Raw genomic sequence first — 26750 nt, forward strand, 5'->3', positions numbered from 1 at the left:
AGTTTTACATTGGCGGTGACAACCGCCTGCTGCTTCAGGGCAAAGTAGCTGGACAGGGTGGGCTGCACGTCCAGGTCGAGCAGCAACACCCGCAAACCGGCATCGGCAACAAAGCCGCCGAGATTGGCGGCAAGGGTGGTCTTGCCGACGCCTCCCTTGGTGGAGGCCAGTGCCACGACCTGCATCGACCACCTCCCTCAGTCTCGCAGGGCGCGGCGGTCGGCGAGCCACTGTTCGATCTCCAGCAGATCCCACCCGACCGCACGCTTGCCCAGGGGGAAGCTTTTGGGGAACTGGTCGGCACGCATCATCGCGTAGATATGGGCGCGCTTGAGGCCGGTTTTCTGTTCGACTTCATCGCGGCGCAGGACGCGGTGTTCGAGCAGCGGTGTGGCGGGGGCGTCGAGAGAGGCCGTCATTAGGATCACTCCTGAGGGTTTCTAAGGGTGATAAGGATTCAATAGCCTCTGGCCTGAGAGCGCCAGGCAACTGCGGGCGTCCGGCCGCAGTTGCCGTTCGGTGGGCGGGTCAGCTGGCCAGGCTGCGCCGGGCTGCCGCGAAGTGCTTTTGCATGGAGCGTTCGGAGATCCCGATGTGCCCCAGGTGGTGGGCAATGATCAGCTCCATGATGGCGCTGTCACTTTCATAGCGGGTGAAGGGCATCCCGGTCGGTGAGCGACCACGCAATGCCGTCAGCAGACCGCCGATGATGTTCAGCAAGGTGGACCGGCTGCGATCGCTCAGGTGGTCGGGCTGCAGTTGCTGTTGCAGGTCGGCGACTTGCTGGGTGAGTGCGGTGTTCTCTTGTTTCAGGGCCAGACACTGCGTGGTGGTGTCGTTCAAGCGTTGGGCGAGGTTGCGGTGATCATTGAGCAGTTCCTGGATGGTGGCCTGACTGAGCCAACGGCGCCCCGGCGGACTGAAGAGGAACCGCGGTCGGTCATCCGGGTAGTGTTTTTCCAGCCAGGTTCTCAGGTCGACATGGCGGACGGTGAGGTCCGGGTCATCAAGGAGGGTGGGGTCATCGCAGGTAATGCCGGCCTTGCCGTAGGGGAGGTCACCGTTGAGCAGGGCGTCGAAGATTCGGTCAGCCTTGAGCAGCAGATCGGGCCAGCGCGGGAAGTCCTCAGGTGTCGGCCGTGGTCGGTCCCTCAGACAGGCCAGTATCTGATACTCGAAACGGTGCAGGTTGCTCCAGCGGATGGCGGCCTCGATCGGGCGGTAATAGACCTTGATGAGTCGCGTGGATGAATGGCGCATGGGGGGACCCTCATGATAGGGGCTTAGGTCATGGAGTGAACTCCTGGTTGGGCGGCTGTTCTGGGCTCGTGCGACGGGCGAGCTTGGGCAGTCGCAGGGATATCATCCAACTAAATGACTGAGATAGGGTCATGAGATCGAGGTTTTGTCTGGACGCTATTCTTTTGAATGTCGAGAGCGCGGACGGTGGATTGGTTTGGATAGCTCTGATGCCCTCGACGGTTGCAGAATAAAAACTCAATTCTGTGTCCGGGAATTGTTGACCACTACATGGCTTCCCTATACGCACAAGGTCGCACAGAGCTACAGAGCTACAGAGCTACAGAGCCGCTTGGCCGCCATTCTCATGGTTAAGCCGCTAGCATCGCTCTTTCCGTGTTGCGCCTTGCCGCAGATGCAAGCCCCCACGCCGGCTCACCTAAGCAGGGAGCCGCAGACTTGTGATTGGGTAATGGCTTAAGCACGAGTTAGGCTGTCAGGTACTGCTCCAATACTGCAACCGCGCAGGTGGATGCGGTTGTAAAAACGAAAATCACCATTGGGTCAACTTCTTGGTCAATAACCTGAGAAATTTGGAATCCGGCTTCTACCGCTAATAATGAATCGCCGCCGGAGTTAAAGAAGTCGTCATCTGCGGTCAGTGATGGTACTTGAGTTACTGAACGAAAGATTTCTAAGATTTTATCTTCTAGGGGTTGGATCTCGATGGTCATAACCACTTCCTTTGGCTGGTATCTCGGGGTTTTCGTTATGCATGGGCCGTGCGGACAACAGGTTGTTCCAACTCGGACATGTACTTTTGCAAGGTGCTCAACTGGTCGAGACCTTCTATGACACGCTCGTGCTTGAGCCCAAAGTCAATGAGGCATGCAACCTCGTCAACGCCTGCCGCATGGCAAAGATTAATCACTTGTCGTGCGTGATTAAGATCACCGATGAGGCCTGCCTCGTTCAGGTATCGCTGTGCGCTGTCCTTTATTTGTGCGCGTACCGTCTCGTGGGTGTCAGGGGCCACCCGTTGACTGGCGCCAGTTCGATAGGGCGTCAAGGAACCGATTAGATAGTCTTCAAGTGCAGTTTGAGCGTCTTGTAGTGCCTGTTCACGGCTGGGGGCTAGATAGGTATGGAGCATCAGCGTCACGTGTCCGCGCCAGGAGCTGCCGGTTTTCGCCAATGCTGTGCGATAGGCTCTGATTTTTTTCGCCAACTCGGGAATGTCTTGTTTGACCAAGTGGGTCAAGACCCCTGCTTGGGCGCGACCGGCTTCTTCAAAGGTGTCCAGTGTGCCCGACGACGAGATCCATAATTGTAGAGGGGCAACAGGAGGAGGGAAGGTTGAGACTTTCGAAGCCCCGTCGCCGAAAGACTGGCCTGACCATAGATCCCTGAGGGTCTGTACGGTCTCAAAGGTTGAATCGCGTCTGTGTTCATAAGCCCCGGGTGCCAGCACGAAATCACGAGGATTCCAGCCTGATGCTAGTGAAATACCCACTCTGCCGTTCGACAGATTGTCAACGACGGACCACTCTTCAACCAGGCGTAAGGGGTGATGCAAAGGCACGACGACACTCCCGGCGCGGATGTGCACCCGTTCAGTCACCGTGGCTACTGCCGCACCGAGTACTGCTGGGTTCGGGTAGAGCCCTCCCACGGGGTGAAAGTGCCGCTCCGGGATCCACACGGCTGCGAAACCGTGGGCGTCAGCGTAGCGAGCCCCATCCAGTAGTAATTGATAGGTGCTGCCGGTGGACTTTTTACCGGTTGCTGCATCCGCAAAGTAAAATAGGCTGAGTTGCATGTTCAGGTCTTCCTTAACAGCGAAATTTCAACAGGATTGTCCAGCTCTCAAACGGTTGATAAACGTCAACGAAAACCGTCCGCGGGCGGGAAAAATCCTTGCTCCACTCCATGGGCCACGAAGTTTTCAATCCATGATTTCGTGGGCTTGAAGTACTGAAAACCCAGTTTGTCGAGCCAGGCGTCAGTCACGGCATGCTTGAGTGCAACTGGGCGACCTGCACCTCGGTAGGTCATCGGTAGAATCCGGCCGACATCTTCCATCCGTGCCTTGTCGCGCCCCAATATCGGCAACGTCTCTTCGAATTCCTGAGCCGATACCAGGTCGATGCCATACCCCAGCTCGTTAAGGATTCGGATGAACTCACCATAGGGCAGTGCGTTGGGGGTCTGAATATGAAATGTGCGACCTGCAGCCAGAGGCTGGCCGCTGAGCAGCAGAACCGCCTGGGCCATGGTGTCGGCCGGAATGAGTTGAATACGCCGTTCCGTCCAGTCGGCAGCAACGCCCAGACCCATGACTGCGCGTACATAGCGACTGAAAAAGTGCGCATCGATATTTCGCTGGAATTTGCCGCTCACGGAGTTAGGCGAAACAGTGCCAACTCTGAAGACGGTCGCGTAGTCGCCGGATTTATTGAAGTCGGCGATCAAATGCTCCGCGAAAATTTTGCTGGCCGAATAGGCTTCAGTCGGTGTCTGCCCAACTTCAAGCTGATACTCGTTGATGGATCTCGCCACGCCATCCAGACTCCGCCCCGCCACCCCGATAGTCGAAATGTGGCAGAGACTAGGCTTGACTAGCTGTGAGCACAGCTCAATCACGCGCTCTGTTCCATCGGTGTTGACAGCAAAGAAGTCGCGCTCTGAGCCAACATGGCGCACGTCCGCTGCTGCGTGTATGACTCTGTCACACGTCGCAATCAGAGCCGAATGCGTCCGCTTGCCAATGCCTAAGTTTCTTTCACGCAAGTCTCCCCTAATGCACCGTACTCGTCGGGAAAATACTGATGCATCGATCTCGGACTGCGGGAAGTACCAGGCATATTGGCTGGCGAGCCGATCCTGGGCGGCTTGATCATTCTGGGCACGTACTAGGCACACAATTTCCAGTTGCGGATAGATGCAAAGAAGCTCATGCAGAATATGTACACCGAGCATGCCGGTGGCCCCGGTCAGCAGCACCTGCCTGCAATCACGCCAAGTGTCGAGGCTAGCATCAATGCGTGTGAAATCGATTTCGGGCTCAGCGGCAGCGGGAACCTCATTGATGATGGTCTGCGGCTGCTCGTGATGGGGTTGCACGGTGTCGATCCAGCGGGCAAGTAACTCCACTGTTCTGTGTTCAAACACCACTTGAGGCATCAGACTGATGCCAGCCTGTCGTAACTGAACGGTGATAGCGATCGCTAGTAACGAGGTCCCACCGACTTCGAAGAAGTCATCGGCCACTGCCTCTACTTTATAGGCCAGTACGTCCTGCCAGATGCGTGCGATCAATAGCTCCGAAGGGCTTGAAGGGGGCCGACTGTCGGTGATTGTACTGAAGACCGTAGGTATTCTTTTCCGGTCAATTTTTCCGTTGTTGGTGATTGGCAAGGTGTCCAAGACGGTAACCACCGACGGCAGCATGTAGTTGGGTAGACGTCTGGACAGCGCCTCTTTGATCAAATTAGATAGCTGAACCTTCTTAAGTCTTGCCCCTGGATTGTTACCGTCGGCTGACTGTTCTGGCCGGAAGCTGCGTCCGGCAAGCGTAGCGAACAAATTGTCCGGATGCGCCGATGTCGAAAGCACCATGTCGAAATACCCGTCTGGATGATCCGAGTAGTTGAACGAGACGTTGTAGCCGCACTCGGCAGAGAGCTCACGAAGCGCTTCAGGGATCACACCATCAGGCAGCGTCGAAGGAGTATCGGTTGAGTAGAGTTCATCGCGCCGGCGCAGATCTTCAATCAATAGTCCGTGAGGTACACCGGTGAATGCGAAAGTAGTGTCTGCTTTCAAACATAGATGTTCGGCCAGCTTCTCAAACGTCCAGTTTTCAGCACGCCATTCCTGCCAGTTCAATGCTGGCAAGTCATCATTGCACATGACCTTGGGGCGCCTGAGCGTGACGTCATATCGATACTTGTTCATCTCCGTGGCGTGCCGTCCGCGACGGGGCTCGATACGCAGCATCAGCCCGGTTCTTTTTGAATAGTTGTTAAAGAAACGCGGGTTGATGTTCAGTTCTGGCTCATCTTGGATAGCCTTTGCAATTCTAGACAGCAACTCTTCGTTCGTTAGTTGCGGTGCCCGAGCCGACTGTACCGAGGCATGGAACGTTTCCAGCAGACAGTAATTCCTGACATCCCCCAGGTAGATCACGCCGTCCGGAGCGAGCCGGCCGAGCAAGGTGTCCAGTACTTCGGTCAAATAGGTAATATCGGGAAAGTACTGGCTGACCGAGTTGACCACAATGACATCGAATAGCGTGTCGTCCGCGGGCAGGTTCCTGGCTTCGGCCACTGACAACTCGATATTCGTGAGTCGTGAAAGCCGAAGTTTCTGGCGCAGTTTAAGAATGACCGAGGTAGAAAAGTCTGTGCCTACATAGCGTGCGCAATGCGGTGCGAGCTCTTGAGCAAGCAATCCCGTGCCGACCCCGACTTCAAGAACATTGGGGAGTGTCGAGCGCTTTTCTGTAATACAGCGCAAGATGTTCTCAACGGTTCCGTCAAGCCATTCATTCATGATGGATGGCGCTATGGGTTGTTGATCGTAGCTGGAGTTCCAGCCTGTGAAGTCCCTCGTCCCGGGTGCAGAAATTTCATGGGTCTGATCGAAGAGAGTGCGCCAATGGGCGACAACATCGGCGTCGAAATTATCCTGTTCCTGTTCGAGGTGGTTATCATGTGCTGTCACACAGGCCACGAGCCGGCAATTGCTCCCGGGCTCGCCGACTGCCAGCACCACTGCATTGTGGACGCTGGGGAGGCTGGTCAGTACCGCCTCGACTTCGCCTAACTCAATGCGAAAACCTCGCACCTTCACCTGACTGTCCAAACGCCCGCGGAACTCAAAGGTTCTCAGCGCTCTGTTCCAGCGGCCCCGATCACCACTTCGGTAAAACTTGCGTCCACTAAATTCGATGAAGCTGGCGCAGGTTTCTGCCTCACGATTGATATAGCCGGTGGCCACGCCTCGACCGCCTATCCAGATCTCTCCGGTGACATCGTCGGGTAGCACATTGCCGTGCTTGTCGGCGATTACGACTTCAACGCCTTCGAGCGGTTGCCCTATCGGGTAACCGGTGACTGGGTGTTGTGCATCGTACAAATACAACGTGGAAAAAATGGTCGCTTCGGTGGGGCCGTATGCGACGAAGACCTTGGCTCTGGGGAAGGCGTGAGACAAAGTTGACAGCAGGTCGGCAGGTACGACATCGCCGCCGGTGATTACCACTCGAAGCGATTCATGAATGCGTGAGGTGGATTGCGACATTGACGTCAGCAGGTTTTCCATCAGTCCGGGAACCGCCTGGAAGATAGTCGCGGTCTTAAGCAATTCGTTAATCGCTTGCGGCGAGAAGATTTCCTCCTGTGTCACGATTCGGCTTTGTCCGCCTGCCAGCATGGCGATAAACAGCTCGAAGTAGAAAACGTCAAAAGTGCTTGCCGCGAGTACCAGCCCAACATCCGAAGGCGAGCATTCATGCAGCAACTGACAGGCGCGCATGGTGTTGACGATATTGCCGTGGGAAACCATGACGCCTTTGGGCCTGCCGGTGGTGCCGGAGGTGTACAGAATGTAGCAAGGCGATCCGGGCACAACCTTCGCGTCAATCGTGCGCAATTGCTCTGGCGTGGGCTGCTCGTGGTTTTTACCGATGACGATACTCGGAATCGTATCGCAGCCCTTGTCTGCGCAAGACACAATTATCGCCCGGGCATTGGAGTCCGAGGTAATAAAGGCACGTCGATCTTCGGGGTCTGCAGGATTAATCGGTACAAATGCCGCACCCGCTCGGAGGACAGCTAGGGTGGCTACGGCAATATCGACGCTGCGCTCGACACATATCGCGACGGTGTCACTCTGGTGCACGCCACTTTGCACCAACTGCACGGCCAGCGCGGCTGACTGGCGGCTGAGTTGATCAAATGTCAATAGTCCGCGCTTATCCGAGACCGCACCAGCGTTGGGTGAGATTTGAGCCGCTTTAAGAAACAAGCCATGCAGTCCGCAGTCTGGCCAGGGCTGCTCGTCAGGTGTGCCTTTTGCGCTGGACAAATTGAGGAACAGAGGGAGTTGTGAGATGTCCTGTTGCGGCGTCTGCACGATACAGTTGAGTAGGCATTCGTAATGGCTGGCCATTTCTCGGATCACCTGCTCATCGAACAGATCAAGCGCATAGTTGATCCGCAGGCGCGCGTCCGTCGGGCGTCGCCACAACGTCCATTCCAGGTCGACCCGGGCGACGTCCAGATCGATCTTCAGGAGTTCGGTTCGCGTACCTTCCAACTCGACTTTTCCTGCTTCGACGTTCTGCAGAGTGAAAAGAACTTGAAACAATGGGTTATGACTGAGTGAGCGCTCAGGGTTTAAGTCTTCTACCACCTGCTCGAATGGCATTCGCTGATGCTCCAGCGCGAGCAACGTCGTGTCTCTGAATGCTTTGAGGATGGTGGTGAAGCTGGCCTGTGAAGGAATGCGGGTGCGCAGCACGACCGTATTCACAAATAGCCCCAGGACATTCTCCAGTTCTTCGACCGGTCGGTTGGCGACAGGGGTGCCGAAGACAATGTCAGTCTGGCCTGAATACCGATGCAACAGCACCTTGAGTGCGGCGCCCAGGACCATGTAAAGCGAGCTGTCATACTGCTTGGCTAGGGCTTCTAGTGATTGCACCAGCCCCAGCGGAAGCGTCAGGTCAATATGTTTGCCCCGGAAATTGGCAATGGCCGGCCGGGGATTTGCCATTGGTAATTCAATTTGTGCGAGGTCGTGGAGCTGGGTCTTCCAGAAATGCCGGCTGCCGATACCTGCTTCGCTAGCAATCCAGGCTTTCTCGGCTGCGACGAAGGAACTGAAATCGATGTAGCCATTAGTAGGTAAGGCTTGCGAGGTCAGTGCAGCAGCATAAAAGCGTTGCAGGTCCTTGTGCAGAATACCCAGCGACCAGCCATCGGCGACGATGTGGTGAATTACTAGAGCCATCAGGCAAGTTTCGTCGTCAGTGCGAATGACAACGGCTTTGAGCAGTGGAGCGCAGCCTAGGTCAAATGGCTGCCAAATAAAACTATCCAGACATTGTTCTGGCGCTTCGGGATTGTCGAGAACAGTCAGGTCAGCGTCGACAGTTTCATGGATTACCGACTCAGGCTTGCCGTTGTCGTTGGCGTGGAAAGAAGTGCGCAAGCTGGGGTGCTTTTTGATCAGCGCTTGCAATGCCGCGCGTAGCGCATCCACGTTAACGTGGCCATGCAATTTGGCGATGCTGAAAATATTGTAGGCCGCACTGCTCGGGTCCATTAGGTGCAGGAACCACATACGTTTCTGGCCGTAAGACAGGGCGGATGTATCAATATCGAGTTGCGCGTGAGGCTCAGATTTTTTCTGTTCGCTCTTCATACGCTTGGCGAGAATTCTCTCGGCCGCTGATCTTTGGTCCTTATGTACATCGGCCTTAGAACAAAAATCCATTCAATATACCATCCATAGTCGAGTAGCTCCTGCGAATAACCATAGAGTTTTATTTACGGTAGGGTCAAGAGCAAAAAATGAATTTTATCAATCGTGTAAATAGTGGCGTATGGCTATATTTCTCTGTAGGCCCCATATTACTTGGCGTTGCGTCTGTAATGGGCCGTATGCGATTGTTCGTTCATGCCCGGTATGGAATTGGGGTTGTGTGGTGGTAATGGGGGACATGAAGGGAAAATAGCGCTTGCATCATCATTTGTATGAGTGAAAAACCTGATTAAAGGACGGTGGCGCTGGCTTTTCTTCGATCTGAATCGAACTATGCGGCTTGTGTAGACGTGAAAGTGTTTGTCAACGATCGCGAAAAAAATCTTTACGCCTCTGTTTATCCTGTGTTACCAATAAAAGCTGCTGGGAAAGCTGTAGGATTATTTCTGGAAATTAAATCCGATGCTCGGATTAATTAAGGCTTGCCAGGGAAATAATGGAATATATCTCCGTTTTTAAAGCGGAAGAATGTTGGAGGCGTTGCTTGAGTACTGAAAAAAGATCCCTCTGGCGGGACAGGAATTTCATGTGCCTTTGGGTAGGGCAGTCCGTCAGCGAGATGGGATCGTCTATCACAAATATTATCCTTCCGCTGCTCGCCATTACTGCGCTGAGTGCAAACCCGGAGGAGATTGGCTTACTTCGCGCCATGGCCTCCATCGCTGTATTGCTTGCATCAATTCCCTCGGGTGTATACATAGATAGATTCAACAAGCGCCGCTTGATGATTGTTTGCGACTTTGTGCGGGCGGCGATATTGGTTACAGTCCCGTTATTTGCTTTTTACGATCAGCTCTCCATCTACTGGCTGTATGCCGTATCCTTCCTGTGTTCTGTGTTCTCTGTCGCCTTCGGCATCGCCTATCACTCCTACTATCCGATTTTTGTGGCGCGCAAGGATTTACCCGAAGCGAACAGCAAGATCGAAACCACGGAATCCGCTGCACGGGTTGGGGGGCCAGGGATCGGCACGTTCATGGCAGGCTGGATCGGGGCGCCTCTCACACTCTTGTTCGATGTCTTTTCCTATATCGCCAGCGCTGTTCTTCTATTTTTTACCAGGGCTGATGAGCCGAACAAGGAGAAGGCGATCAAAAGGCCTCCTGTGCTGAAGGAAATAGGTGATGGATTCAAGCTGCTATACGCCAACTCTGTATTGGCGAGAACTGCGGTGACCACCATTGGCTCGATGTTCTGTCTGGCTATGATGAATGCGGTTTTTTTATATTATTTAATTAACGATTTGAAGCTTTCGCCACAAATGGTTGGTGTTGTTTTTTTTATAGGCGAAGGTGGTGGGCTTTTGGCAGCTGTCTTCGCGAGTGCTCTGATGCGCTCGGTCGGAAGTGCAAAGATAATGTGGTGGGTGGTCTTTCTCAGTCCTGCTGGTTTCCTTCTGGGTGAGGCGAAAAGTTATCCGCTGCTTTTGCCTACACTCTATCTGTGTTTAACGTCTGTTCGCTTTGTGTTGTTTGATATTGCGCAGTATTCCTATCGACAGTCTTCTTGTCCGCTGGAAAGCCTCGGCAAGGTAACAGCAAGTATCAGAACTTGTATCGGCATTGCAGCGGCGAGTGGAGCAGTCATCGGCGGGTGGTTGGGGAGTTTTGTAAGTCCTATTGCGAGTATATTTATTGCGACTGTGTTGATGTGTGTTTCATCTCTTCCTGTGGTGTTTTCGGTGTTACGAAATACAAGAGACATTGAAGACCTTCCCGCGCTGATTCACGTAGATCATTAAAATATATCGAGTCTGCTGTAGGGTTTTCCTCGTGTCGTTTTAGTTTTCAAGTTTTCCTTGGTGAGACGGGAGTCGATTGCGCATGGATAGCAAAAGCATATATGTCGTTGTCATAAATCAGCAAGAGCAATACTCCTTGTGGAGTAGCGACCGGGTAGTACCGGGTGGATGGACCTCCATTGGTGTGACCGGCTCTCAGAAGTTCTGTTTGAACTGGATTCAAAAGAACTGGATAGATCAGCGCCCCGCCTCCCTGCGCAACAATATTGAGCCGGCCAAGGCGCTGTCGGCCGAGGGGCTGTGATGAACAGTACCTTTGACGAAACTAATCACGCGCTCGATCTCCTATCTCGTTATCTTGAGAATGGCGTCTGCCTGAGTTTTGCTGCCGACCGATTCGAATTGCAGTTCATGGAGACCTCAGCCTCGCAGCTCCTGGAAGCGCTGACACCGGAGCTTCAAACGCACTTGCACAGCCTACTGCAGGAAGAAATCGGCAGACCGTTACAGGGCGGTATGCTAATGCCGTTGTCGTGGATTCAGCGCCGGCATTACTTTGTCACCCGCTACGAAGGTGCCGAAGTTTCATCAACAGTGCCTCATGCGCTGCGCTTCAGCGGCAAGTTGGATCGAGCGGCTTTAAGTGAAGCTTTACTCCACCTACAGCGGGCGCATGCGATGCTCCGGACGTCCGTGCATGAAATGTATGGAGTGCTCTTTCAATGGGTCGCGCCAACGGCTCAACTGACAGTTGAGTTCGAGGATCTGTCGCACACGTCGACGGGTTCAAGAGAAGCACAGTTGGCCGCGTTTTCACTGGACATCATGCGTCGACCTTTTCAGCTCGACCGTGGCGTGCTGTTGCGCCCGGTACTGGTCAAGCTCAGTGACGAAGAGCATGTTTTGCTGCTGCCGTTGCACCATCTGATTGCTGATGGTTTGTCTCTGCGCGTGATCAACGACAGTCTGTTATCAGCCTATGAGAATTATCGAACTTCTGGTTGCGCTAACCTGCCGACTCCGAGTTCAACCTATGCTGACTTTATTCATTTTCAGCATTCCGAGCGGTCCCGAAAGGAGACCGAGCGGCACTTGAATTATTGGATCAAGCGCATGGCTGGCAAGCCCGCCATGCTCAGTTTGCCCACCGATAAGGCGCGGCCTGTTGCGCCTTCCTACAGAGGCCGTTACGTTGAACGTGTGCTTGATGAGGCGCTGACTAACGAGCTCATTGACTTTGCAAAGAAGCAACATGTCACGCCCTTCATGCTTTATAGCGCGGCGTTTCATATCCTGCTTGCACGGTATTCGGGTCAGAGTGAAGTGACCCTGGGCTACCCTTTCGGCAATCGTATTCGACGCGAGGACACCGATACTGTCGGGTTGTTTGTCAACACGTTGCTGCAACGTGTTGAAGTCAGTGATGATCCCGTCACAAGTGTGTTCTTGACTCGAGTAAAGCGCGAGATTCTGCTGGGGACGGGGCATCATCGACTGCAATTCGACAAGCTGTTGGATGCACTAGATGTAGAACGCAGCGCCAGTTACCACCCGATGTTTCAGGCATTCATCGGTTACTACGGACAACAGGCAAACGCTGTAAAACCAACCAGCGTTTCGGTCAAGCCCTACATAGTGGACACCGGGGCGGCGCGTTTCGATCTGGAGTTGTTCCTTCGTCCCCAAGGTGGCGAAACCGTCATGATGCTCTGGGCGCAAGATGATCTTTTTCGGCCGGAGACATCCGCTAGGATGCTCGCCCACCTGGAAAATATCCTGAAGGGTATGCTCGCGGCCCCCGAAGAAAAGATCTCATCGTTGTCGCTGCTTTCTGAGCGGGAGTCCGGGGATCTATTGAGGTTGGCGAGGGGGGGCGAGCCGCTCCAGGCATGCACCACGATTCTTGAACAGATCGCTTATACGTGCCGCGCTTTTCCAGACCGGGTTGCTGTGCGATTTGAGGGACAGTCGATCTCTTTCCGCGAGCTTGATGCGGCTTCGTGGCAGGTGGCACGGTCCCTGATCGATCAGGGTGTGAAGTCGGGCGATGTTGTTGCGGTGCAGTTGCAACGCTCAGCGGAGTTGCCGATCTGTCTGCTCGGGATTCTCAAGGCGGGCGCTGCCTATATGCCGTTGGATCCGTTGGCGCCGCAGGGTCGAGTGAGGGAAATGCTCGATGATTGTTGCCCACGTGTCTTGATTGTCGAGGACAGTGCCATTGCGCCTGCTGGGGGGCAGCCTTGGGCCACTCTTTCTTCCTTGTTCCCTCAGGCACCGGCATATTCAGGCAGTGCGGTGATTGCGCACGGCCCGGCGAGCCAGGATCTAGCCTACGTGATCTTCACCTCGGGTTCCACGGGGCGGCCCAAAGGGGTGATGAACACCCATGAGGCGTTGCTGAACCGTCTGGCTTGGATGCAAAAGGCCTTCCCTCTACAAACCAGCGATGTCGTTGTGCAAAAGACACCGCTGACGTTCGATGTCTCTGTGTGGGAAGTGTTCTGGCCGCTTATGTATGGCGCAACACTGTTGATGGCCAAACCCGAAGGGCACAAGGATCCCGAGTACCTAGGGGCCCTTTTTTCAAGGGAGCAAGTGAGCGTCGCCCATTTTGTCCCTTCTATGTTGAGCGCTTTTGTGGCTGCCGAAGTGTTGCCGTCCTGCACACATCTCAAGCAGGTGATCTGCAGTGGTGAAGCGCTGTCGTTGCGATTGGCCAAGGCCGTCAAGCAAACCAGTGCAGCCGAATTGCACAACCTGTATGGGCCTACCGAGGCGGCCATTGACGTCACCTGGTACACGGTGACCGAAAGTAGCCTGAAGGATGGCAGTGTGCCGATCGGGCGTGCCATCGATGGACTGGAAATATACATCCTGGATGAAAATCTTAATCTGGTCCCTCCCGGCGTGGTTGGAGAAATCCATATTGGCGGTATCGGGTTGGCGCGTGGCTACATCAATCAACCGGCACTTACTGCACAGAAATTCATTCCTTCACCCTTCAGTGACCAGGGCGCTCGGTTGTACCGGACAGGTGATCTGGGCAAACACCGTTGGGATGGTCAGATTGAGTATCTGGGTCGCAACGACAACCAGGTCAAACTGCGGGGTTTCCGTATTGAGTTGGGTGATATTGAAACGGCGCTGATGCGTCTACCAATCATTCGCGAAGCGGTAGTGACACTCAATCAAGACACGCTAGGCCACGCAACGCTAGCAGCGTTCCTGGCAAGTGATGACGTCAGCGCGCAAGTGATACGCCGTGCTCGCGAAGCGCTGTCATCCTCTTTGCCGGAATACATGATTCCATCCCTGTGGTCTGTTGTTGAAGTGTTCTCGAGATTGCAGTCAGGCAAGGTCGACCGGTCCGCTTTGCCAACACCCACCGCTTATGCCGATGCAGTTGGCGATATAGGGCCGCTTGAGCAAACGACGTTGAGTGGCATTGAGCAAGTATTGGCAACCGCCTGGGCACACGTACTAGGCAGAGCGGTCAACCACCGTGATGAAGACTTCTTTCATTTGGGCGGAGATTCAATTCGCAGTATTGAGTTGGTCGTGGCGGCCCGGCGAGCAGGCCTGCAACTGAGTGTGGAGAAGATTTTCCAGAACTCCACGCTGAGCCGGATGGCCCAGGTTACCACGTCGCTCAGAGGCCCAGCGTTGACGGCCATTGCTCCATTCGGGCTGATCCCAGCAGCCGTACAGCGAGAGCTTTCTGAGGGCATCGAAGATGCCTTTCCCTTGTCCCGGCTGATGACTGGGCTTTACTACGAATCTGTGGCCAGTCCGGATTATCACATTTATACAACAGCAGTGGAGCTTGAGGGAGCGTTTGTCGAGTCTGTTTTTAAGCATGCGGTCGCGTTACTGATGAGGCGCCATCCTTTCTTGAGAAGTTCGATTGATGTGTCTTCTTACCAACAGCCTTTGCAACTGATTCATCGCGACGTGGAGGTATCGCTCGCGGTTGTCGACATCAGCGAAATCAATCCGGCAGATCAGGCTGCTTTGTTCAAGGCTTGGTTCGATGAACAACGAACTTTCAGGTTCCAATGGGACAAGGCTCCGTTGTTCGCCATGACCGTGCATCGTCACAGTGCCTCGCGATTCACTCTGACGCTTGCCGAGCCTTATCTTGACGGGTGGAGTGTCACGCTGGTCATCAGTGAACTGCTTGAGTTGTACCAGCAGCTTCTAGAGAACTCAGACCCCGTTCTGGAGCCTGTAAGTGCACAGGGCGAGTTCTTGCTCAGAGAGACCAATGCGCTGAATGATCCAGATCACAAAGCGTTCTGGGCTAAACAGTTAGTCTACCCTCACCAGGGACAGTTGCCGTTTGTGAAAGGCAGCGATTACCGCACACTCAACGTGCCGGTCTCCAGCACAACCTCAGACAACCTCAAACGTCTCGCACAATCACTGGGTGTGTCGATCAAGGCAGTTCTGCTCAGCGCCCATTTGCAAGTCATTGCTTTCATCAGTGGCCGCACTGAAGTCATCACCGGCCTGATGTCCAATAGTCGTCCGGAAACCACGGCAGGCATGTCGGCAGTCGGCATGTTCTTGAACACGTTGCCGTTGCGTATCAACGTAGCTGGCCTGACACGTCGTCAACTGATTCAGGCCGTACACGCTTTTGAGGCGCAGGCGCTGCCTTTCAGGAACTACCCCTTTGCACAGATGTTGAGTGATGCTGGTATCGATAACGTCATCGACTCTACCTTCAACTACACCCATTTCAGACCTTACGAGCAATTCGCGAACAACCAGGGGCTGGCGCTGAAGTCCATTAGGGCCACTGATCAGACTTATCACTCGCTGACCGCTCAATTCAGGCTCGATGTGCTAACTCAGGACGTCGGTCTGTTCGTGGAGTTCTCCAACACGGCGCTGTCGGACGCCGAGATGAAGCGAATTGCTTCTTACTATGAAGCGGCGTTATTACAACTTGCGACAAACCCTGGGGTCAGTGTCTGCCCTCTGGACAAACTCGCAGGCAGCAACGCTTATTCACTTCTGGTATCACCACCGGTAAAGCTGGAAGTCACCAGTCTGATCGCCGCTTTTGATGAGCAATGCCAGGCCTCACCACAGTCACTGGCATTGCTTTGTGAGGGTAGATCGGTCAGCTATGCGAGCCTGTCTCGGTGGGTCGATAAGTTCGCCGAAACGCTGTGCGAAGAGCGGGTGGAACCAGGCTCCATTATCGGTATTTGCGTCGAGCGTTCTGCAGAGTATGTCGTCGCAGTACTGGCAACGTTGCGTCTTGCTGCAACCTACATGCCTCTGGACCATACCAGTCCAACCGAGCGCTTGGGGATGATCTTGAATCAATCACGAGCCCGGTTGCTGATTGTGTCTGAGTCAACCCGGGGCAAAGTGCCCGGTGAGATTCGTACCGTGACGGTTGATGCAGTACCGGTCGATGAGTGGCGTTCCACAGCCAGATGGCCACTGAGTGCATCGCATCCGGCGGTTTTAATGTACACCTCTGGCAGTACGGGAACCCCAAAGGGTGTCCTGTTGCACGATGAGGCCATTCTCACGCGCCTGCAGTGGTCACGTAGCCATGAACTGAATAAACCCTCGGACGTTTTCGTGCTGAGAACGCCGGTTGGTTTTGTCGATGGCATCGCCGAAATGTTCGACGGGCTGCTCCGAGGCGTACCCACCGTGATATTGCCGGATCGGATCAAAGACCCGGTGGAACTAATGAATTTCATCCAGACCCACCGGATTACCAAGCTGACCTGCGTGCCTGCGATTGCAACTGAAATGTTTGAGTCGGGTGCCGAAGCGAGCGTCAAATTGGCCACGCTCGACTGCCTGCACTTGAGCGGTGAGTTGCTCAAAGGCGAGTTGGTAGAAAAGATCCGGCAACACCTGCCGAGAGTTGATCTCATCAACCTGTACGGGTCGACAGAAGTCTGTGCAGACGCCACGGTGTTCAAGGTCCAGGAGGCTGCGGCTCTACTGACTCCGGTCGGTTTTCCGATCCCCGGTGCCCATGTGATGGTTGAGCATGAGGGGGGCGGCTACGCACCGATAGGAACACCTGGCGAGCTACTGGTGGGTGGCCAGATCCTCGCCTTGGGCTACTTCGAGGATGCAAGTCAGACGGCACAGCGATTTATGCCCTCTTTGCTCAATGATGGCGGACGCGTCTATCGCACGGGTGATATTGCTGTGCTGAGTGACAGCGGTGATTTGAATGTATTGGGGCGCGCCGATCGGCAGATAAAAATTCGAGGCATCCGCATCGAGCCTGCGGAAATCGAAGCAGCGCTGAAATCCCACGCACAGGTAGCTGAGGCACTGACCGTACAGCGCGAATCGGAAGGGCGAAAGGTGTTGGTCGCCTATGTTCGCCCGGCTGCAGAGGCTGATATGGCGACGACTGATTCGTTGATCGAGCATTTATCGTCGCGTGTCCTGATTGCGGCTATCCCGGACGTTTTCATCACGGTTGAGAGCTGGCCATTGTTGCCATCCGGGAAGATCGATATCAATGCGCTGCCTGTGTATGGACCACAAAGGGCCGAGGGCCGTCAGCCCGATGGCCTTATCGAACTGGAGTTGGTCGCGCTATGGGAGCAGCGGCTCAAGACAGCGCTGGTCAGTGTCGATGATGACTTCTTTCAACTGGGCGGCAACTCGTTGTCCGCCATTATTCTGGCCGGAATGATCGGGCGTCGATTCGGCGTCTCCGTGAATGTTTCAGATATTTTCGACCACAGGACCCTAGCGAAACAGGCGCATCTGCTTGAGGTGAAGCTGCTTGAAACCGAAGCAGCAGAGTTGGTGGATGACCAGTGACTGCCGGGCAGTTGGCATCGTTATAGATAGGAATGTGAGACGACATGGAAAACTCCAAAAGTTGGCGTTGGTGGGACGATGTGCTGGTACGCGGTGCAGGTTTTAGCGCTGGTGGCGTATTGCGTCTGGCAAGTGAGAGCCTGGCGGCCCAGGCTGATCGGATGGGGCATGAGCCTTTCTCCGAAGCGGACTTGAGCGACTACCGCGCTTCATTTGCAAAGGTATCTGTCGAGCTTTCCCGGGAGCTGCAAGACATTGCCCGGCAGGACGACTTTCTACGGGCCGTCTCCTGGCAGAATCATCGTCTGCTGGACGGTGCTGTGCGTCCGTTTTGCGAGTGGGATCCGGACACTCAGACAAGGCATTCCAAGCACCGCCAGCGTGAGGAGTTAATCGCCAACTATTGGCAACGTTACTGTGTGAAGAATGACACCATCGGTTTTTTTGGCCCATCGGGATGGGGAACCTTCAGTAACGACTCGGACACTCGCTACAAGCCGGGTAAAACTTTGATCGAACACCGAGAAGTGTTTTTCGAATCCTGGGCGATCGATTGCTTGGCGGAATCATTCGAGGCGCTTCCTGAAATTCGTGAATGGTTGAAGCCACGCCGGCTGACATTCGTAAAAATCGAAGGGGATATTAACTTCAACGGTCCCGGCCTTAAAGTCAAACTGCCGGCTCTGGAGACGGCTGTGCTGTCGATGTGTGACGGCAAGACGTCCGTTCACGATATCGAACGCGAGTTGTCAGGCAGCTACTCCGTTTCGTTGATAGATATTCTTGGCATTCTCGACACGCTCAAGGCCAAGCGCTGGATCGTATTGAAGATCGAGTTGCCAGCCGGCGCCCACCCGGAAATATGTCTACGCCAGTTCTTGCTGGGCATTGGCGATACGCAGCTGCAGTCTTCGTTGCTGGCCAGGCTCGATGCCATGGAAGCTGCGCGCGACAAGATCGAATCGAGCGGCGACGCTACTGAACTGACCCAGGCATTGTCCGAGCTGGATGCGCTTTTTTCCGGGTTTACCGAGACCAGTTCGACCCGGAACGAAGGCCGTACCTACGGCGGAAGGACGCTGGTCTACCACGATAGTCGACGCAATATGGCGTTATCTGTCGGCGAAGATATCAAGCAAGGTCTGGCGCCGCTGTACCTGTTGGCCAAGAGTGCGCGCTGGATTTGTTGGCGATTGGGGACTGAGGTTCGGCAACTGCTCAGGCAAACCTATCAACGTTGCGTCGAAAAGCATGGGTCGCAATTTGACCTGACTACCATGTGGCTGGAGTCGTTGGGCCCCTTGTCAAAGGTCATCGACGCGGCGCTGGACAACATTGAGCAGGTCTTTCGGGCCAAGTGGGCGAAAATTATTGCTGTCGAGGATAGCGAGCGACGAGTCGAGTTCACATACGCGCAGTTGGAGGAGCAGGTCAATCGAGAGTTTGACGCTCCAGGAGTTGGTTGGGAGGGCGCGCGTTACTTTTGTCCGGATGTGATGCTTTCTGCTGTTGACATCAATGACCTGAAATCAGGTGACTTTAAACTGGTGCTGGGGGAAATCCACCTGACAATTAACACCATGAGAAGCTCATGTTTTGTCACGCAGCACCCCGATAAATCAACGTTACTCAAAGAGGTGGACAAAGACTTCCCTAAACCGCAGTTGCTCAATGTCCTGCCCAAGGAAAGCCCACCTCGGCTGTCGGTCCGCACCCATCCGGTACTCTCGCGAGACTGCGATTACATGATTGAACTCAACTATCACACCGTGGATGCGGGCCGTGATCGCTTGGTGAAGAGTCGAGACACTACCATTCTCGAAGAAGACGGGTTGATCAAGATCAGGATCCCCAATGGCGAAACGTTTGATCTGGTCGACGTTTACGCTGAGCTGTTGATGGGCCGAGTAATTGACAAGTTCCAGCTGTTCTCGGATCGCGCGCACATGCCCAGAGTCAGTATCGACAAGTTGGTAATTGCGCGAGAAAGCTGGCGCTTCCAGGCGCAGAAGCTGGAGTTCGCTAATGAAAAGGATGAGGCGCTGAGGTTCGTGAAGGCGCGCCACTGGTGGAAGTCTCAAAACATCCCACGCTTTGTTTTCGTCAAGTCGAAAACCGCTGAAAAGCCATTTTATGTTGATTTCGAAAGTCCGATTTTTATCAACATCCTTTCAAAGTTGATACGACGTAATCAAACCTCCGAGGCGATCAAGAACAAAGAGGTGACATTCGTCGAGATGCTGCCGGACCACCAAGATCTCTGGTTGACCGATCATGCCGGTAATAAATACACGTCGGAGCTCAGGTTTACTTGGGTCGATAACTACCCGATCAAATGACCGGCGAGTAAAGCCAGGTTCGGTTTTGAAAAATGATTTTTACACGGAGGCGATTGGTATGCGTATTCATAACGACGCAGGGCAGGCTGAGACTCACGAGTCGTTGTTGCGAGAGGATGCTACCTATGTTTGGCATCCTTGGGCGCCTAATCGCATAAGCACCAATACGGTCATTGCCGTTGCTGGAGAGGGCAGCCACATCACGGATGCCAATGGGGATCGCTACCTGGATGCCAAGGCGTCAGGCATGAATGCCACGCTGGGGTACGCCAACAAAAAGATCATCAATACCATAGCGGCTCAGTTGGAAAAGCTGATGACCTACGACATGGTTGAAGGGGGCAATACGCCTGCCATCGAGCTGGCGAAAGCGATTGCGCAGGTGACTTCACCGGGCTTGAGTAGGACGTTCTTTTGCAACAGTGGCTCGGAAGGCATCGAGACGGCGCTTAAGGTCTCGCGCCGTTACCACAAGTTGCTGAATGACCATCAGCGATCACTGATCGTGTCTCTAAAAAACTGTTATCACGGCACTACTCTGGCCGCCTCTACATGTGCGATATCTTCTGCCGGCGACGAACAAGGGCTACTTCCCGCAGGTTTCGTTTCAGTATCAGGACCCGACTGGGAGGTTGTACGCCGCGAAGGCCTGGACGTGTCTCGCTCTGGCATCGAGGCGCTTGAAGTCTTTTTTGCCGAACATGGAAAGAACATTTCGGCATTCATCGTCGAGCCTGTCCAAGGCATTGGCGGCTACATCCTGCCGGATAATTATCTGCGGGCGGCTCGGGCGCTCTGTACCCAGTACGGTGCGCATCTCATCCTGGATGAAGTTCTGACCGGGTTCGGGCGTACCGGGAAGATGTTTGCCTATGAATATGCGCAGGTTACCCCCGACATCCTGATCACCAGCAAGGGCTTGACGGCTGGTTATATGTCGCTGGCGGCCGTGACCACCCATGACAAGATTTTCGATGTATTTGAGCGTGAAAAGGAAATGTCCGGTTTCAGTCATGGACATACCCATTCCGGGCATGCTTCGGCCTGCGCTGCCGGCCTGGCGGTACTGGATATTCTGCAGAACGATGGGGTGCTGGCGCGCGTCCATAAATCATCGACGGTTTTACGCGAGGCGATCGGTGTGTGCGCTGAGATGGCGACGGTCCGAGAGATCAGATGCCGTGGATTGCTCATGGCTGTCGAACTCGACAGTGTTCAGCGCGCGCTATCGATCAAGAAGCACCTGCAGGACAACAAAGTGCTGGTCCGTCGTAGTGGTCGGAACATCATTTTTGCACCGCCGCTCAATATCGAACTGACTGATATCGAGGAACTATCTGCGCAGTTTCTCGACGCTGTTAGCGTCGCGTCAGCGCAATGAACGTAACAGGTTGAGTGCAGAAATCAGCAATCGGGAGATATCGTAACATGGATGAAGATTTATTTTTCGATGACGTCAGTATTGATCATATACGCTTGTATGTGCGTGATCTTGAATTGGCCTCACTGACTCTGGGCGAAAAATACTGCCTCGCATCATGTCATCTCGAACTTCCAGCCAGTTCTAAGGAAGCAGAGCTGTCGCGCTGCTTTTGCAAAGATGATATCTGCATTGTTCTGACTCAGCCGCTGACGTTGTCGCACCCAGGCACCGAGTTTTTGCGTCGACATGGCGAAGGAGTTGCCGACATTGCCCTCACGGTATCGGATGCCACGCAGGCGTTCTCGCAATCGGTGTTACGTGGTGCGGTGCCGCACCTGGCTGTGCAGCAGAAAGACGGCATCATCAGTGCTTCGATTTTTGGCGCGGGGAACCTTGTCCATACGTTTGTCCAGCGAGAAGCGTCCGGACATCAGTGCGTGTCGGGAGAAGGTCCGTCAAGAAAGACAGTCAGCGGCTTGCACGCATTCGATCACTTTGCAGTGTGCCTGCAGGCTGGTGATTTAGCCGCTGCGGCCGCGTTCTACATGTTGGCATTGGATTTCTCCGTTCTCTATGAGGAGAAAATCGTTGTGGGCAAACAGTCCATGAATTCCAAGGTGGTTCAGAACAGGTCTGGTCGGGTGACGTTAACCTTGATAGAGCCTGACTTGAGCTATGAAGCAGGGCAAATCGACAGTTTCATTCAGAAGAACAATGGCGCAGGTGTGCAACATATCGCCTTGCGTACAACGGACATCGTCAAATCGGTCCAGACCCTGGCTGATAGGGGCGTCGATTTCCTGAAGTCTCCCAGCACCTATTATCAGGGGTTGCCGGAACGTCTTGAGAGCCTCAAATATGATGTCGACAAACTGATGGAACTGAGCCTGCTGGCTGATCAGGACCATGCCGGCCAGTTGTATCAGATATTCGCCAAACCCTCTGATCCCGATTGCCATTTTTTCTTTGAAATCATCGAGCGCGTCGGGGCCAAGACTTTTGGAAGCAGCAACATCAAAGCGTTGTACGACTCTGTAGAAATGAGTGAGGTGTTATGACCTTGGCTCCTGTCAACCTTGCCGATTATTCGGAACTGGCGCGTCTCGCCTTGTCGGACTCGATCTGGGATTTCCTTTGTGGTGGCAGCGGCGATGAGACCGTGCTGAGATCCAACCGGACTGCCCTGGACCGCATTTCCCTGTTGCCTCGTGTCTTGACGGGCATCACTGGGCACAGCACGGCTTGCACATGGTTCACTCATGCCAGTGAGATGCCTGTCGCCATTGCACCAATGGCCTACCACAAGTTGTTCAATCCGCAAGGTGAGCTAGCCACCGCACGAGCTGCAAAAGCCAGCGGTGTACCGCTAATCGTCAGTACCCTGAGCAGTGTTTCGATTGAGGATATCGCCGCTGTGGGTGCTGATCTCTGGTTCCAGTTGTACTGGCTAAAGGATCAGGCTCAGGTCCGATCCTTGATAAGCAGAGCAGAGGATGTGGGCTGCAAAAGCATCATGATTACGGCCGACGTGCCGTTAATGGCGCGGCGTAGCCGTGACTTGCGTAACGGATTCGCCTTGCCCGCCGATGTGCATGCCGCCAACCTGGCATCGGGTGCGCATCTGCATGCTGTTTCTCATACTGGTAGTGCCGCCACTTCCGCTGTGGAACGACACACCCGGGAAGCCTTTCTTTCGGGCTTGAGCTGGCGTCATGTCGAGCAACTACGCGCTATGACAACCTTGCCCATTATCGTCAAGGGGGTCATGGACTCTCGGGATGCGCGTCTGGCTTTTGAAAGTGGTGCTGACTGCGTCGTGGTTTCCAATCACGGGGGGCGGCAGTTCGATGCTGCACCCGGAGCGTTGGAAGGTCTGGCGAATATTGTCGAGGTAACCCCGAACGAATGTTCAGTGCTCTTTGATAGTGGAGTACGAACGGGCAGCGATGTTCTGAAGGCCATGGCACTTGGGGCTGATGGTGTGCTACTGGGCAGGCCGGTTCTGTGGGGCTTGGCTGCACAAGGCCAGTCAGGCGTGGAGCAGGTTCTCGCGTTACTAAAGGGTGAACTGCTGGATGCCATGACTCTGGCTGGATGTCAGACGCCCGCCGACGCCAAAGCGCTAGCTGTAGCGTAAGTCGACTGTTTGCGCTCTATTTCAACAGATGGAATCTGCACAATGAATCTCAATTTGGACGATCTGCACTTCAGCGTTACTGACCCGGCGCTCAACTCCATGAACTTCCTGAATGAGGTGGCCGAGCGATATCCTCACGCCATTTCCCTTGCCGCTGGCCGTCCTCACGAGGATCTCTTTGAATTGGAAACAGTTCATCGAGCTCTTCGTGTGTTTACTCGACATCTGGTTGATGATTGCCAAATGAGTGAGGAGAAAGTACGGCGAACCATTTTCCAGTACGGGCCAACCGCTGGCATTATTCAGGGGCTGGTCAGCAAGCACCTGGCCATTGATGAAGACCTACAGGTTGACCCGCACGCTATAGTGATCACGTCAGGATGTCAGGAAGCAATCCTGTTGACATTACGCGCACTCTGCCGTGACTCCAATGATGTGATTCTTGCCATCAGTCCAACTTATGTCGGGCTGACGGGAGCTGCCCGACTGCTCGATATTGATGTAGTTCCGGTTGCCACCGACGCAACCGGTGTCGATCTGGCTGATTTCAAGGCGGTCGTCGATGGTTTACGCGCTCAGGGACGCAAACCCAAGGCCTGTTATGTAATGCCCGACTTTGCAAACCCCTCCGGGGCGAGTATGAGTTTAGATACGCGTAATGCGTTACTGGCACTAGCTGCTGATGAAGCTCTGTTGCTCATCGAAGACAACCCTTACGGCTATTTCCATGGGGATGGCATCAGACTGCCGACCTTAAAGGCGCTGGATGAAGCCCGACAGGTTATTTATCTGGGTTCTTTTTCGAAAACTGTATTCCCCGGCGCAAGAGTCGGTTTTGTGGTGGCCGACCAACTCATTGCATCCGCAGGCGAAGCCGGCTTACTGGCTGACCAGATCGCTAAGATTAAAAGCATGGTAACGGTCAACACGTCTCCGATTGTTCAAGCCATCATCGGCGGGCAACTGATCGAGCATCAACTCAGCCTTTCGACTGCGACGCGTGACCTGCGCGGCATCTACGAGCGCAATCGAGCGGCCGTATTGGTCGCTCTGGCAGAGAAGCTGGGGAGGCATAATTTACCCGTCAGTTGGAACATTCCGGCGGGCGGTTTTTTTCTTGTGTTGACAGTACCGTTCGCCGCTGACGAAGCAGCCCTTGCACAGTGCGCGCAAGAGTTTGGCGTAATATGGACGCCCATGACCCATTTCTACCTGGGTAAGGGGGGGGCAAACCAGTTACGGTTATCCATAAGCGCCGTGAGCCTCGAGCAGATAGAGAACGGCATCGAGCGTCTGTCTCGATTTATTCGTATGAGATGCGAGCGTGAGCCCCATGAAGCGCGTATATCTGAGCCGGCTAGGGGGCAGTAGTGAATTGCTGAGATTTTATAAGTTATCAGGCAGCGTTTTAAGTGACTTATGATTTTTTGATTATACCCGTCGCTCGCTGCCGAATTAATGGTGGGTTGATTTAAAGTGATAAAGGATAAATTTCATCATGAGTGGTCTTGTCTATCGGGATAAGAAAGTTGAGGAAAGTGAATTTTCAGGAATAAAGACTGTGGCTGCGGAATTCTATAATTGTGATTTTTCACAAGCTGACTTGACTGAGTCCGAGTTTGTTGGCTGTAAGTTTTATGATCACGATGCTGAATTGGGCTGTAGATTTAGGGGAGCTTCTTTAATGAGGTCTTCTTTCAAAAAGTGCGACTTGACGATGTGTAGCTTCAATTTTGTAAAGGCATTAGGTATAGAAATGTCTAGCTGCAAGCTGCAAGGTGCCGATTTCTCAAACGCCAGTTTCATGAATATGGTTACACACAAAAGCTGGTTTTGTCAGGCGATAATTACGGATTGCAACCTGTCATACGCAAATTTCTCTAAGGTGGTATTGGAGAAGTGCGAGCTATGGGGTAACAGATGGGTTGGAACAAATATTAAAGGTGCAAGCTTCAAAGGGTCTGACTTGTCAGGTGGGGAGTTTAACTCGTTTGAGTGGGAATGCGCGGATTTTAGAGGGTGCGATTTGAGAAGCTCAGACCTTGGGGCACTTGATGTTAGAAGAGTGAATCTTGATGGGGCAAAGTTGGAAATTGATCAGATTTGCAACTTGGCTAGGGTGCTTGGCGTTGAGGTGGTGTGATGATCTGGATGGATGGTGAGCCCCAAAGGTGGCTGGAGCCGACGGGCAGACACCGGCCTCGGTCAATTAGTCATGCCAAAGCATCTTCTCTCTATTACCTTGGCTGCGCCGAGTTGCCTAGTGTGGTGTCTCAAATATAATTTTAATAAAATCGATTTCTGGTACTCTTGTGGCTATCGCTTGATGGAAGCCATACATGCCCAGAACAGGTCGCCCTCCCAGGAAGCTGATCATTACGCCAGAGGAGCGGGCGGAGTTACTTGCCCGCTTGGCCATCCGAAAGGCCGCCTGCTGATGAAAAGATGCGGATACAGATTGTTTTGGCATGTGCCGACGGAGAGCGTGGTGCAACCATTGCAGAGCGTCTGCACACGACTGTTCAAACGGTTTCAAAATGGTGCCGCCGATTTGAGGCGTACCGGTTTGACGGCCTGATAGATGCAGCCCGCCCGGGCCGTCCACGTACCGTTTCGGATGAGCAGGTGCAAAACGTTGTCAACCGGGCGCTTCAAAGCCTGCCCGAGAATGCCACACAGTGGAGCGTGCGCAGCATGAGTGCTGCAACGGGCGTATCGCCCGCTACAGTGCAACGGATCTGGAGCGCTTTCGGCCTGAAACCTCACTTGCAATCCACCTTCAAGCTGTCGAGCGATCCGTTTTTCGTCGACAAGGTCCGTGATGTCGTAGGTCTCTATCTCTCACCGCCTGACTGCGCATTGGTGCTGAGTGTGGATGAGAAAAGCCAGATTCAGGCCCTTAATCGCACACAACCCGGCTTACCCCTGACGTTCGGCCATGCGTCTACGCGTACGCACGACTATAAGCGTCACGGCACTACCTCGCTATTCGCAGCGCTGGATGTGGCTAGCGGCAGGGTCATCAGCCAGTTGACGCGCCGCCATCGAAGCGAAGAATTCCTGTCGTTCCTCAATACAATCGAGGCTTCGGTTGCGAAGGATCTGGACGTCCACCTGATCATGGATAACTACGGAACTCATAAAACCGTAAAGGTACGTGCCTGGTTTGCTTCCCGGCCTCGTTTTCACGTGCATTTCACTCCCACCTCGGCGTCCTGGCTGAACCTGGTTGAACGCTTTTTCAGTCAGATTACCGAGCAATGGATCAGGCGAGGCGCCCATGTCAGCGTGGCTGATCTCGAGCGTTCAATTCGGGACTATATCGACCGGCACAATGCAGATCCAAAGCCTTTTGTCTGGCATAAAAGCGCCGATACGATCCTGGCCAAAGTTGAGCGTGCGGCTGAAAAAATAATTAAAACTAATTCCGAGACACCACACTAGTTGGGGGCTGAATCTCTTTCCCGTGAATCGAGCAGGGTGTCAGTCGTGTGCTCGTCA

General features: G+C 54.0%; 15 protein-coding genes and 1 pseudogene. 10 read left to right on the top strand and 6 right to left on the bottom strand.

Annotated elements, in window-relative coordinates:
- From PF66_RS08465 to PF66_RS08490, 6 genes are all read right to left on the bottom strand, one after another.
- On the bottom strand, positions 1-185 hold a 185-nt coding region (locus tag PF66_RS08465; RefSeq protein ID WP_152972988.1), incomplete at its 3' end, for a ParA family protein.
- Between the two features lie 12 nt (positions 186-197).
- Entirely contained in the window at positions 198-419 is a 222-nt protein-coding gene (locus PF66_RS08470) for an AlpA family transcriptional regulator (RefSeq protein WP_054062437.1), read from the bottom strand.
- Between the two features lie 109 nt (positions 420-528).
- Positions 529-1260, bottom strand: a complete 732-nt coding sequence (locus PF66_RS08475) for a hypothetical protein (RefSeq protein ID WP_054062438.1) — start codon at positions 1258-1260, stop codon at positions 529-531.
- 467 nt (positions 1261-1727) lie between these two features.
- Complete coding sequence (locus PF66_RS08480; RefSeq protein ID WP_054062439.1) at positions 1728-1973, bottom strand: phosphopantetheine-binding protein; 246 nt, start codon at positions 1971-1973, stop codon at positions 1728-1730.
- Positions 1974-2008: 35 nt separating this feature from the next.
- On the bottom strand, positions 2009-3058 hold the full coding sequence (locus PF66_RS08485; RefSeq protein WP_054062440.1) for a MupA/Atu3671 family FMN-dependent luciferase-like monooxygenase: 1050 nt from the start codon (positions 3056-3058) through the stop codon (positions 2009-2011).
- Between the two features lie 65 nt (positions 3059-3123).
- Positions 3124-8670, bottom strand: a complete 5547-nt coding sequence (locus tag PF66_RS08490) for a non-ribosomal peptide synthetase (protein WP_241494300.1) — start codon at positions 8668-8670, stop codon at positions 3124-3126.
- A gap of 604 nt (positions 8671-9274) precedes the next feature.
- On the opposite strand from PF66_RS08490, the gene PF66_RS08495 reads away from it, so the two are divergent.
- The 10 genes and pseudogenes from PF66_RS08495 (at position 9275) to PF66_RS08535 (ending at position 26693) form a co-directional block, all read left to right on the top strand.
- The gene (locus tag PF66_RS08495; RefSeq protein ID WP_241494301.1) at positions 9275-10531 is read left to right on the top strand and encodes an MFS transporter; all 1257 of its coding nucleotides are present in this window, start codon (positions 9275-9277) and stop codon (positions 10529-10531) included.
- A gap of 82 nt (positions 10532-10613) precedes the next feature.
- A complete protein-coding gene (locus tag PF66_RS08500) occupies positions 10614-10835 on the top strand; it encodes an MbtH family protein (RefSeq protein ID WP_054062442.1) in 222 nt (73 codons plus the stop codon).
- Positions 10835-17350: a non-ribosomal peptide synthetase gene (locus PF66_RS08505; protein ID WP_054062443.1), complete on the top strand. Its 6516-nt coding sequence runs from the start codon at positions 10835-10837 to the stop codon at positions 17348-17350. Before PF66_RS08500 ends, PF66_RS08505 begins: the two co-directional genes overlap by 1 nt.
- Positions 17351-17394: 44 nt before the next feature.
- A complete protein-coding gene (locus tag PF66_RS08510) occupies positions 17395-19689 on the top strand; it encodes a lantibiotic dehydratase (RefSeq protein ID WP_054062444.1) in 2295 nt (764 codons plus the stop codon).
- Positions 19690-19747: 58 nt separating this feature from the next.
- Entirely contained in the window at positions 19748-21070 is a 1323-nt protein-coding gene (locus PF66_RS08515) for an aspartate aminotransferase family protein (protein WP_054062445.1), read from the top strand.
- Positions 21071-21117: 47 nt separating this feature from the next.
- A complete protein-coding gene (gene hppD / locus PF66_RS08520) occupies positions 21118-22170 on the top strand; it encodes a 4-hydroxyphenylpyruvate dioxygenase (RefSeq protein ID WP_054062446.1) in 1053 nt (350 codons plus the stop codon).
- Positions 22167-23249 (top strand): alpha-hydroxy acid oxidase, encoded by a 1083-nt coding sequence (locus PF66_RS08525; RefSeq protein ID WP_054062447.1) that lies wholly within the window; start codon positions 22167-22169, stop codon positions 23247-23249. Before hppD ends, PF66_RS08525 begins: the two co-directional genes overlap by 4 nt.
- A 42-nt stretch (positions 23250-23291) precedes the next feature.
- Positions 23292-24620, top strand: coding sequence for a PLP-dependent aminotransferase family protein (locus tag PF66_RS08530; RefSeq protein ID WP_054062448.1), 1329 nt, complete (start codon positions 23292-23294; stop codon positions 24618-24620).
- Between the two features lie 127 nt (positions 24621-24747).
- Positions 24748-25392, top strand: a complete 645-nt coding sequence (locus PF66_RS31865) for a Qnr family pentapeptide repeat protein (protein WP_081009823.1) — start codon at positions 24748-24750, stop codon at positions 25390-25392.
- 196 nt (positions 25393-25588) lie between these two features.
- Positions 25589-26693 (top strand): annotated as a pseudogene (locus PF66_RS08535) (IS630 family transposase).
- The last annotated feature ends 57 nt before the right edge of the window (positions 26694-26750 follow it).

Origin of the sequence: Pseudomonas asplenii, assembly GCF_001293465.1 — a bacterium.
In the GTDB taxonomy this organism is placed as follows: domain Bacteria; phylum Pseudomonadota; class Gammaproteobacteria; order Pseudomonadales; family Pseudomonadaceae; genus Aquipseudomonas; species Aquipseudomonas fuscovaginae_B.